Annotated in this window: 10 protein-coding genes and 1 pseudogene; 10 read left to right on the plus strand and 1 reads right to left on the minus strand. The window is 40.9% G+C overall.

All coding sequences use genetic code 11. The annotated features are described in order from the left end of the window. Positions 1 to 160: 160 nt before the first annotated feature. From cbpF to N8L90_RS09100, 9 genes are all read left to right on the plus strand, one after another. Positions 161 to 1,126: a choline-binding protein CbpF gene (gene cbpF / locus N8L90_RS09060; protein ID WP_261025167.1), complete on the plus strand. Its 966-nt coding sequence runs from the start codon at positions 161 to 163 to the stop codon at positions 1,124 to 1,126. A 123-nt stretch (positions 1,127 to 1,249) separates the two neighbouring features. After that, entirely contained in the window at positions 1,250 to 2,128 is an 879-nt protein-coding gene (gene mvk, locus N8L90_RS09065) for a mevalonate kinase (RefSeq protein WP_261025169.1), read from the plus strand. Then, positions 2,110 to 3,063 (plus strand): diphosphomevalonate decarboxylase, encoded by a 954-nt coding sequence (mvaD, locus tag N8L90_RS09070; RefSeq protein ID WP_261025171.1) that lies wholly within the window; start codon positions 2,110 to 2,112, stop codon positions 3,061 to 3,063. The genes mvk and mvaD overlap by 19 nt, the downstream gene beginning before the upstream one ends. Further along, positions 3,050 to 4,057 (plus strand): phosphomevalonate kinase, encoded by a 1,008-nt coding sequence (locus N8L90_RS09075; protein ID WP_261025172.1) that lies wholly within the window; start codon positions 3,050 to 3,052, stop codon positions 4,055 to 4,057. Before mvaD ends, N8L90_RS09075 begins: the two co-directional genes overlap by 14 nt. Further along, a complete protein-coding gene (gene fni, locus N8L90_RS09080) occupies positions 4,041 to 5,051 on the plus strand; it encodes a type 2 isopentenyl-diphosphate Delta-isomerase (RefSeq protein ID WP_261025174.1) in 1,011 nt (336 codons plus the stop codon). The genes N8L90_RS09075 and fni overlap by 17 nt, the downstream gene beginning before the upstream one ends. Positions 5,052 to 5,127: 76 nt before the next feature. Then, positions 5,128 to 5,826, plus strand: a complete 699-nt coding sequence (gene liaF / locus N8L90_RS09085; RefSeq protein ID WP_223340023.1) for a cell wall-active antibiotics response protein LiaF — start codon at positions 5,128 to 5,130, stop codon at positions 5,824 to 5,826. Beyond that, positions 5,823 to 6,818, plus strand: a complete 996-nt coding sequence (locus N8L90_RS09090) for an envelope stress sensor histidine kinase LiaS (protein ID WP_261025177.1) — start codon at positions 5,823 to 5,825, stop codon at positions 6,816 to 6,818. The genes liaF and N8L90_RS09090 overlap by 4 nt, the downstream gene beginning before the upstream one ends. A 13-nt stretch (positions 6,819 to 6,831) precedes the next feature. Beyond that, positions 6,832 to 7,464 carry a response regulator transcription factor gene (locus tag N8L90_RS09095; protein ID WP_125409182.1) on the plus strand — a complete coding sequence of 211 codons (633 nt, stop codon included), beginning with the start codon at positions 6,832 to 6,834 and terminating at the stop codon, positions 7,462 to 7,464. A gap of 340 nt (positions 7,465 to 7,804) precedes the next feature. Further along, positions 7,805 to 8,986, plus strand: a complete 1,182-nt coding sequence (locus tag N8L90_RS09100; RefSeq protein ID WP_261025181.1) for an N-acetylmuramoyl-L-alanine amidase family protein — start codon at positions 7,805 to 7,807, stop codon at positions 8,984 to 8,986. Between the two features lie 87 nt (positions 8,987 to 9,073). On the opposite strand, the gene N8L90_RS09105 is transcribed toward N8L90_RS09100, so the two are convergent. After that, positions 9,074 to 9,943, minus strand: a complete 870-nt coding sequence (locus N8L90_RS09105) for a helix-turn-helix domain-containing protein (RefSeq protein ID WP_219967316.1) — start codon at positions 9,941 to 9,943, stop codon at positions 9,074 to 9,076. A 197-nt stretch (positions 9,944 to 10,140) separates the two neighbouring features. Here N8L90_RS09105 and N8L90_RS09110 point away from each other — a divergent pair. Next, positions 10,141 to 10,747, plus strand: a pseudogene (locus N8L90_RS09110) (N-acetylmuramoyl-L-alanine amidase family protein); the annotation flags it as partial.

A 10,747-nucleotide genomic window follows, 5' to 3' on the forward strand; every position in this document is an offset into this window, starting at 1 on the left:
CATCATAAGTTAATTTCATAATAAAAACACCCCAAAAGTTAGATTTTTTCTGTCTAACTTTTGGGGTGCAGTTCATTATGTAATTGCTTTTTTTGAGGAGTTTTTGTATATTGACATGCGATTTTGTATTTGCTACAATCAGTTATGGAGGATACATCTAATGAAAATAGTAAAAAAATTGATGCAAATCGCATTAGCAGTCTTTTTCTTTGGTTTGCTAGCGACAAGTGCAGTATTAGCGGATGATGCTGATTCAGAAGGTTGGCAATTTGTCAAAGAAAATGGTAGAACCTACTACAAGAAGGGGGAACTCAAAGAAACCTACTGGCGAGTAATTGATGGTAAGTACTATTATTTTGATCCTTTATCTGGAGAGATGGTTGTCGGCTGGCAATATATACCTGCTCCACACGAAGGGGTTACGATTGGTTCTTCTATAAGGCAAGATATTGCTTTTAGACCAGATTGGTTTTACTTTGGTCAAGATGGGGTACTACAAGAATTTGTTGGTAAGCAAGTTTTAGAAGCAAAAACAGCTACAAATGTCAACAAGCATCATGGGGAACAATATAATAGTCCAGCAGAGAAACGAGTCTATTATTTTGAAGATCAACGTAGTTATCACACCTTAAAAACTGGTTGGGTTTATGATGAGGGGCACTGGTATTATTTACTGAAGGATGGTGGCTTTGATTCTCGCATCAACAGATTGACTGTTGGGGAGCTAGCACGTGGTTGGGCTAAGGATTTTCCTCTTACATATGATGAAGATAAATTAAAAGCTGCTCCATGGTACTATCTAGATCCAGAAACTGGTATTATGCAAACTGGTTGGAAACAACTTGGCAATAAGTGGTACTACCTCCGTTCATCAGGATCTATGACAACTGGTTGGTATCAAGACGGCTCAACTTGGTATTATCTAGATGCTGAAAATGGTGATATGAAAACGGGCTGGCAAAACCTTGGTAACAAGTGGTACTATCTTCGTTCATCAGGAGCTATGGCAACTGGTTGGTTCCAGGTCGGTAGTAAATGGTACTATGCTTATAGCTCAGGTGCTTTGGCAGTGAATACGACCGTAGATGGTTATTCTGTCAACTATAATGGCGAATGGGTTCAATAATGAAAGAGGCGATTGTGAATGGAAACAATCGCTTTTTTTGTGAAAATATAATAAAATAGATAGGAGAGAATAAATACTTGTATGAAAAAATGAGACGGCTTTTTCGTCTAGTAAAAGGAAAAAATGACAAAAAAAATTGGTGTCGGTCAGGCACATAGTAAGATTATTTTAATAGGGGAGCATGCGGTCGTTTACGGCTATCCTGCTATTTCCTTGCCTCTTTTGGAGGTGGAGGTGACTTGTAAGGTAGTTCCTGCAGCGAGTCCTTGGCGTCTCTATGAGGAGGATACCTTGTCCATGGCAGTTTATGCTTCTCTGGAGTATTTGAATATCAAAGAAGCCTGCATTCGCTGTGAGATTGACTCGGCTATCCCTGAAAAACGGGGAATGGGTTCGTCAGCTGCTATTAGCATAGCAGCCATTCGTGCGGTATTTGACTACTATCAGGCAGAACTACCTCATGATGTACTAGAAATCTTGGTCAATCGGGCGGAGATGATTGCTCATATGAATCCAAGTGGTTTAGATGCTAAGACCTGTCTCAGTGACCAGCCTATTCGCTTTATTAAGAATGTAGGATTTACAGAGCTTGAGATGGATTTATCTGCCTATTTGGTAATTGCTGATACGGGCGTTTATGGTCATACTCGTGAAGCCATCCAAGTGGTTCAAAACAAGGGGAAGGATGCCCTGCCGTTTTTACATGCCTTGGGGGAATTGACCCAGCAGGCAGAAGATGCGATTAGACGAAAAGATGCTGAAGGACTGGGAAAAATCCTCAGTCAAGCGCATTTACATCTAAAAGAAATTGGTGTTAGTAGCCCTGAGGCGGATTCTCTAGTTGAAACGGCTCTTAGCCATGGTGCTCTGGGTGCCAAGATGAGCGGTGGTGGGCTAGGAGGCTGTATCATAGCTTTGGCAACCAATTTGACTCAAGCTCAAGAACTAGCAGAAAGATTAGAAGAGAAAGGAGCTGTTCAGACATGGATAGAGAGCCTGTAACAGTACGTTCTTACGCAAATATTGCTATTATCAAATATTGGGGAAAGAAAAAAGAGAAAGAGATGGTGCCTGCTACTAGCAGTATCTCTCTGACTTTGGAAAATATGTACACAGAGACGACTTTGTCGCCTCTACCGACGGATGCGATGGCTGATGCCTTTTATATCAATGGTCAGCTACAAAATGAGGCGGAGCATGCCAAAATGAGTAAGATTATTGACCGTTACCGTCCAGCTGGTGAGGGCTTTGTCCGTATCGATACTCAAAATAATATGCCTACCGCGGCGGGTCTGTCCTCAAGTTCTAGTGGTTTGTCCGCCCTGGTCAAGGCTTGTAATGCTTATTTCAAGCTTGGATTGGATAGAAGTCAGCTAGCGCAGGAGGCTAAGTTTGCCTCAGGATCTTCTTCTCGGAGTTTTTATGGACCACTTGGTGCCTGGGACAAGGATAGCGGGGAAATTTACCCTGTAGAGACAGACTTGAAACTAGCTATGATTATGTTGGTGCTAGAGGATAAGAAAAAACCAATCTCTAGCCGTGACGGGATGAAACTTTGTGTGGAAACCTCGACGACCTTTGATGACTGGGTGCGTCAGTCTGAGAAGGATTATCAGGATATGCTGGTTTACCTCAAAGAAAATGATTTTGCCAAGGTTGGGGAATTAACGGAGAAAAATGCCCTGGCTATGCACGCTACGACCAAAACAGCATCACCAGCCTTTTCTTATCTGACGGATGCCTCTTATGAAGCCATGGACTTTGTTCACCAGCTACGTGAGCAAGGAGAGGCTTGTTACTTTACTATGGATGCTGGTCCCAACGTTAAGGTCCTCTGTCAGGAGAAAGACTTAGAGCATTTATCAGAAATCTTCGGTCAACGTTATCGCTTGATCGTGTCAAAAACAAAGGATTTGAGCCAAGATGATTGCTGTTAAAACTTGCGGGAAACTCTATTGGGCGGGTGAATATGCTATTTTAGAGCCAGGACAGCTAGCCTTGATAAAGGCGATACCTATCTATATGAAGGGCGAGATTGCTTTTTCAGATAGTTATCGTATCTATTCGGATATGTTTGATTTCGCAGTGGACTTGACACCAAATCCTGACTACAGCTTGATTCAAGAAACGATTGCTTTAGTGGAAGATTTCCTCGTTTATCATGGGCAAACCTTGCGACCTTTTTCTCTAGAAATTCGTGGGAAAATGGAACGAGAAGGGAAAAAGTTTGGTCTAGGTTCTAGCGGTAGCGTCGTTGTCTTGGTTGTCAAGGCTTTACTGGCTCTGTATGATGTTTCTGTTGATCAGGAGCTCTTGTTCAAGCTGGCTAGCTCGGTCTTGCTCAAGCGCGGAGATAATGGTTCTATGGGAGACCTTGCCTGTATTGTGGCAGAGGAATTGGTTCTTTACCAGTCATTTGATCGCCAGAAGGTGGCTGCTTGGCTAAAAGAAGAAAACTTGGCGACTGTTTTAGAGCGTGATTGGGGATTTTTAATCTCACAAGTAAAACCAACTTTAGAATGTGATTTTCTAGTGGGATGGACCAAGGAAGTGGCTGTATCGAGTCACATGGTCCAGCAAATCAAGCAAAATATCAATCAGAATTTTTTAAGCTCCTCAAAAGAAACGGTGGCTTCTTTGGTAGAAGCCTTGGAACAGGGGAAAGCAGAAAAAATGATCGAGCAAGTAGAAGTAGCCAGCCAGCTTTTAGAAGGCTTGAGCACAGATATTTACACGCCTTCGCTGAGACAGTTGAAAGAAGCTAGTCAAGATTTGCAGGCTGTTGCCAAGAGTAGCGGTGCTGGTGGTGGTGACTGTGGTATTGCCTTGAGTTTTGATGAGCAATCAACTGAAACCCTAAAAAACCGTTGGGCCGATCTGGGGATTGAGCTCTTATACCAAGAAAGGATAGGACATGACGACAAATCGTAAGGATGAGCACATCCGCTATGCCCTTGAGCAGAAAAGTTCCTATAATAGCTTTGATGAGGTGGAGTTGATTCACTCTTCCTTGCCTCTTTACGATCTGGATGAAATCAATCTGTCGACAGAGTTTGCTGGTCGAAAGTGGGATTTTCCTTTTTATATCAATGCCATGACAGGTGGGAGTGAAAAAGGTAAAGAAATCAATCAAAAGTTGGCTCAGGTGGCAGATGCCTGTGGGATTTTGTTTGTGACGGGCTCTTATAGCGCAGCACTCAAAGATCCAGCAGATGACTCTTTTTCTGTCAAGTATGATCATCCAAATCTCCTCCTTGGAACCAATATTGGATTGGACAAGCCTGTCGAGTTAGGACTTCGGACTGTAGAAGAGATGAACCCTCTTCTCCTGCAGGTGCATGTCAATGTTATGCAGGAGTTGCTCATGCCCGAGGGAGAAAGAAAATTCAGAAACTGGCAATCACATCTAGCAGACTATAGCAAGCAAATCCCCGTTCCTATTGTCCTAAAGGAAGTCGGCTTTGGAATGGATGCCAAGACCATCGAAAGAGCCTATGAATTGGGCGTTCGAACCTTTGATATATCGGGTCGTGGTGGCACCAGCTTTGCCTATATTGAAAACCGTCGCAGCGGTCAGCGTGATTACCTCAATCAATGGGGCCAGTCTACCATGCAAGCCCTTCTCAATGCCCAAGACTGGAAAGACAAGGTCGAACTCTTGGTCAGTGGAGGCGTTCGGAATCCGCTGGATATGATTAAGTGCCTGGTCTTTGGTGCCAAGGCTGTAGGACTGTCTCGAACAGTTCTGGAATTGGTTGAAACCTACACAGTCGAAGAAGTGATTGGTATTGTCCAAGGCTGGAAAGTAGATCTACGCTTGATTATGTGTGCCCTTAATTGTGCAACCATAGCAGATTTGCAAAAAGTAGACTATCTTCTTTATGGAAAATTAAAAGAAGCAAAGGATCAGATGAAAAAGGCGTAACCATCGCCTTTTTTCCATCTTCAGACCGAGGTGACTTTTTTGAATTGTGATAAAATAGAAGGGAGAGGATGAACCTATGAGAAAATTTAAAATCTTTTTATTTATCGAAGCCTGTCTGTTGACGGGAGCTCTGATGTTGATGGTTTCAGAGCATTTTTCGCGTTTTCTGCTGATTCTATTCCTCTTTTTACTTTTGATTCGCTATTACACTGGTAAAGAGGGCAATAACCTCCTTTTGGTGGTGGCAAGCATTCTATTCTTTTTCATCGTCATGCTCAACCCCTTTGTGATTCTAGCTATTTTTGTTGCGGTTATCTATAGCCTCTTTCTTCTTTACCCGATGATGAATCAGGAAAAAGAGCAGACCAATTTGGTTTTTGAAGAGGTGGTAACGGTTAAGAAGGAGAAAAATCGTTGGTTTGGAAATCTCCATCATTTTTCAAGCTACCAGACTTGTCAGTTTGATGATATCAATCTCTTTCGTCTCATGGGCAAGGATACCATTCATCTGGAGAGGGTCATTCTAACCAATCATGACAATGTCATTATTCTCAGAAAGATGGTAGGAACGACCAAAATTATTGTACCTGTAGATGTGGAAGTCAGTCTCAGCGTTAATTGTCTATATGGGGATTTGACTTTTTTCAATCAGCCCAAGCGAGCCCTCCGCAATGAACACTATCATCAGGAAACAAGAGACTATCTCAAGAGTAACAAGAGTGTCAAGATTTTCTTGACCACTATGATTGGCGATGTGGGGGTGGTCAGAGGATGAAAAAACAAGCCTATGTAATCATTGCTCTCACCTCCTTTCTGTTTGTCTTATTTTTCTCCCACAGCTTGCTGGAAATCCTTGACTTTGACTGGACTATTTTCTTACATGATGTCGAAAAAACAGAAAAATTTGTCTTTTTGTTGTTAGTATTCAGCATGTCCATGACCTGTCTCTTAGCCCTGTTTTGGCGAGGTGTTGAAGAGCTTTCTCTAAGAAAAATGCAGGCTAATCTCAAGCGTTTGTTGGCAGGGCAAGAAGTGGTTCAGGTTGCAGATCCAGATTTGGATGCCAGTTTCAAGTCCTTGTCAGGTAAACTTAACCTTTTGACAGAAGCTCTTCAAAAAGCTGAAAATCAGAGTCTTGCTCAGGAAGAGGAAATCATCGAGAAGGAACGGAAGCGGATTGCTAGAGATTTGCACGATACAGTCAGTCAGGAGTTGTTTGCGGCCCACATGATTTTGTCAGGTATCAGTCAGCAGGCTTTGAAGTTGGATAGAGAAAAGATGCAGACCCAGTTGCAGAGCGTCACAGCCATCCTTGAAACAGCCCAGAAGGACTTGCGGGTCTTGCTCCTGCACTTGCGACCAGTTGAACTGGAGCAAAAGAGTCTGGTTGAGGGAATTCAAATCCTCTTAAAAGAGCTTGAGGACAAGAGTGATCTCAGAGTTAGTCTTAAGCAAAATGTAACGAAATTACCTAAGAAAATTGAGGAGCATATCTTCCGTATCCTGCAAGAGTTGATCAGCAATACCCTCCGCCATGCCCAGGCCTCTTGCTTGGATGTCTATCTCTATCAGACAGATGTTGAATTGCAGCTGAAAGTGGTGGACAATGGGCTTGGTTTCCAGTTGGGGAGCTTAGACGACTTGAGTTATGGACTTCGTAATATCAAGGAGCGGGTTGAAGATATGGCAGGAACGGTTCAACTCTTGACAGCTCCCAAGCAAGGGCTGGCAGTTGATATCCGTATTCCCTTGTTAGATAAGGAATGATAAAGGAGTAAAGATGAAAATTTTACTGGTAGATGACCATGAAATGGTCCGATTGGGCTTGAAAAGCTACTTTGACCTCCAAGATGATGTAGAAGTTGTAGGGGAAGCGTCCAACGGGTTTCAGGGTATTGACTTAGCCTTGAAATTGCGTCCAGATGTTATTGTCATGGATATCGTCATGCCTGAGATGAATGGAATTGATGCGACCTTGGCTATCCTCAAAGAATGGCCTGAAGCCAAGATTTTGATTGTGAGCTCTTATTTGGACAATGAAAAAATTATGCCCGTCTTAGATGCAGGTGCTCATGGCTATATGCTTAAGACTTCTAGTGCCGACGAACTGCTCCATGCTGTCCGTAAGGTGGCTGCTGGGGAGTTGGCCATTGAGCAAGAGGTCAGCAAAAAAGTAGAATACCATCGCAATCACATAGAACTACATGAGGACCTGACTGCGCGTGAGCGAGATGTTCTTCAACTCATCGCCAAGGGCTACGAAAATCAGCGCATCGCAGACGAACTTTTTATCTCTCTCAAGACGGTCAAGACGCACGTGTCTAACATTCTTGCCAAACTTGAGGTTAGCGATCGTACACAAGCTGCGGTCTATGCTTTTCAGCACCACTTGGTGGGGCATGAGAATTTTTAGTAGTTATATAAAATAATATTGGAGAAGTAGCTGAACTTAGTATCAAAGAAGCGAGCAAGTACCTCTAGCATGATAAAATATTTTTTTCACAATGTTTTTATGTTATTTGTTGACATTCATTTTATAGGGGAGTAGAATAGAGTTATAAATAGATAAAATAATATATTGACTATAAAAAGATTGATATAAACTCAAAAGGGGGTTAAAATCATGTCTCCGTAAATTATCAAAATAAGGTCACTAGAGCGTTAAGGACTTTATTTCATCTCTTTAAGAGTGTTATAAAAAAGATGGTTAAACTAACTCTATCTCTCAGTTTCAATTCGTGGAGGAAACGGCTATGAAAAAATCTAAACTACTTACACTTGGTTTGCTTGCAGGTGCTGGCCTACTATTGTCTATCAATCAAGCACAGGCTGCAGATACTTGGGTTAAAAATGGGTCTGACTGGAATCTTTCTCAAGATGGCAGTCTTGCTAAAAATAAATGGGTACAAAATGCTGGTTCTTGGTACCACTTTGACGGTTCTGGAAAAATGCAGACAGGCTGGCTCAAAGACGGTAACACTTGGTATTCGCTCGCAGATAGTGGCGCCATGCGTACTGGCTGGTACAAGGAAGGTAACACATGGTACTCACTCGCAAATAGTGGCGCTATGCGTACAGGTTGGTACAAAGAAGGGTCTACATGGTATTACCTTAAAGACAGTGGCGCTATGGCAACAGGATGGGCAACTGCAAATGGTCAATGGTCTTACTTTGAAAATTCAGGTGCTATGGTCGCAGATAGAGCTGTTCCAGCAAGCGATGGGGAAAGTTATGTTATTGGTAAGGATGGTTATATGTTAACCAAACTTCCAAGTCAGGTTGAACAAACTCAAGCGGATGATACAATTATCACAAATATTGTTACTTTATCTGACGGGTATGATTATCATCTTATTCATAGAAAAGATGGAGTCATTGTTGAAAAAAATGCTTGGTACATAAAACCTGAATTTAAGAAGTTTTCTGATAAATATGGAGATAAAGTTTCCAATACGATGTTGGCTTTAGTAGATAATACGGAAGAAGGACAAGAAATTAATCCTAAAGCTGTCGTGAAAAATTTCCAAAACATACCAAACAGGTATTACTTTGGGGCAGATGGTCGTCGCGTAACAAATTTACCAGAAATGACCACCTATTCAGAGATTAAAAAAGTTGGCAATGATGTCTATCTAGAAAATCCGGGTGCACGACTTCTTCTTGGAGCTACCAGCTTCACAATCAATAATAATAAACTATACTATTTAGATGGTGCTAATGGCAAACTCAAAACAGGTTATTTTGCATTGATTGATGATAGACCAAGCTATCATCACTATCATATTCTTGTTTATGCAGACCAATTTGGTGAAATTCTTAAAATGAAACGATTGCCAACAGGAATTTCAGATTATCTTAATAAAGAAATTGACGGTTTCTACGGTCAAACTGTTAAAATCGATAGTAAGACAGGAAATGTTTCTGTTGTGAAATAAGACGTCTGACAGAGTAAAACGAAAAAGCGAACAGCTTTGTTTACTAGGAAGTCATGTTCGCTTTTATTCATAAAGTAATAGTTACTATTAGCCCTCTGTTTCAAAAAAATCTGCTTGATAATAATCACGAACTTCTCTTTTCATTTCTTCTAGTAATCGACTTTCATCTGTTGATTCGAGTAAGGATAATCCTTTATTAATCATAGCATGATCTTCATTAACGATTCCCAGACGCACTTGAGCTACACCTAATAAATCGTATCTTTTCAATATTTTTGCTAAATCAAGACATTCTTGAATTAAGCATAGACAGTCATCTTTCTTCCCTGCTTCAAGGTACATTCGTGTCATATTGGCTAGAATGGAGTAATGAATACTTTGAATTGGACGATAATCTGTGTATTTATTTAGAGATTTTACAAGTCTTTGACGTAGCATTTCTAGTGAATCAATAGGGAAATGGAAAATAATCATCACTAGCAATCGTAAATCTGAGAGGAACCACTGATCTCTTTTTTCCAATTCTTTCCATAATTCCTCAGCCAAGGCTTGAGCTTTATCGGAAAACTGATTTTCAATCACTTCTATAAAAATGGTTAGTTCTTTCACAGCATGTTCTATTGGGATATCATTCTGCACTTCATCTAGATAAATTTGACATTTTGATAGCAGTGTCTTCATTTCTTCTAGATTAGGTGAAGAAATGACTTGATAATATTCTGAAAATAATTTCTTACGAGAATCCATTTGGTAATGTTGACAAATATAATGAAATTCATCGAAACTCATATCAATTTGCCTCAAAAGCAACTCCATAGTATCATACCTAGGAGTAGAATGATTATTTTCAAACTTAGATAAGTTAGAATGAGTAATGTAGTCACCACAGACCTCATTTTGTGTAATCCCTTTTGACTTACGAATGTATTTATAAACTGAACCAATATCCCACCGCATATTTTTGCCTCCAAAAATGTTCCAAAAGTAGAAGTTTTAGGAAAATATTTATATTTAGTATATCATAAAGGTGTGGGGTGGGCAATGATGATAGAAAGAAGGTGTTGGTTGACTCTTAAGGATTATTAGGAGTTATGTAGAATGTTTATGATGAAAAAATATCTTTTTATAACTATTCGATAAAGGAGGAAATGGCTATGAAAAAATCTAAACTACTTACACTTGGTTTGCTTGCAGGTGCTGGTCTACTTTTGTCTATCAATCAAGCACAGGCTGCAGATACTTGGGTTAAAAATGGTTCTGACTGGAATCTTTCTCAAGATGGCAGTCTTGCTAAAAATAAATGGGTACAAAATGCTGGTTCTTGGTACCACTTTGACGGTTCTGGTAAAATGCAGACAGGCTGGCTCAAAGACGGCAATACTTGGTATTCTCTAGCAGATAGTGGTGCTATGCGCACAGGCTGGTACAAGGAAGGTAACACATGGTACTCACTAGCTAATAGTGGTGCCATGCGTACAGGTTGGTACAAAGAAGGGTCTACTTGGTACTATCTCAAAGACAGTGGCGCTATGGCAACAGGATGGGCGACTCCAAATGGTAAATGGTCTTACTTTGAAAAATCAGGTGCTATGGTCGCAGATAGAGCTGTTCCAGCCAGTGATGGGGAAAGTTATGTCATTGGTAAGGATGGCTATCTAGCAAATAGAAAAGATGCTGGATACAGTATTCATGATATTGTCAAACTTGGAGATGGGCAAGAATATTTGCTAAATGCTAAAGGTGACGATGTTATTATTGAAA

Source organism: Streptococcus mitis, assembly GCF_946190115.1.
Classification (GTDB): Bacteria; Bacillota; Bacilli; order Lactobacillales; family Streptococcaceae; genus Streptococcus; species Streptococcus mitis_CO.

Bases quoted from the DNA above. Each gene is read 5' to 3' on its own strand.
- N8L90_RS09095 (WP_125409182.1), top strand. From the start codon at position 6,832: ATGAAAATTTTACTGGTAGATGACCATGAAATGGTCCGATTGGGCTTG.
- mvk (WP_261025169.1), top strand. From the start codon at position 1,250: ATGACAAAAAAAATTGGTGTCGGTCAGGCACATAGTAAGATTATTTTA.
- liaF (WP_223340023.1), top strand. From the start codon at position 5,128: ATGAGAAAATTTAAAATCTTTTTATTTATCGAAGCCTGTCTGTTGACG.
- cbpF (WP_261025167.1), top strand. From the start codon at position 161: ATGAAAATAGTAAAAAAATTGATGCAAATCGCATTAGCAGTCTTTTTC.
- mvaD (WP_261025171.1), top strand. From the start codon at position 2,110: ATGGATAGAGAGCCTGTAACAGTACGTTCTTACGCAAATATTGCTATT.
- N8L90_RS09105 (WP_219967316.1), bottom strand. From the start codon at position 9,943: ATGCGGTGGGATATTGGTTCAGTTTATAAATACATTCGTAAGTCAAAA.
- N8L90_RS09090 (WP_261025177.1), top strand. From the start codon at position 5,823: ATGAAAAAACAAGCCTATGTAATCATTGCTCTCACCTCCTTTCTGTTT.
- N8L90_RS09100 (WP_261025181.1), top strand. From the start codon at position 7,805: ATGAAAAAATCTAAACTACTTACACTTGGTTTGCTTGCAGGTGCTGGC.
- N8L90_RS09075 (WP_261025172.1), top strand. From the start codon at position 3,050: ATGATTGCTGTTAAAACTTGCGGGAAACTCTATTGGGCGGGTGAATAT.
- fni (WP_261025174.1), top strand. From the start codon at position 4,041: ATGACGACAAATCGTAAGGATGAGCACATCCGCTATGCCCTTGAGCAG.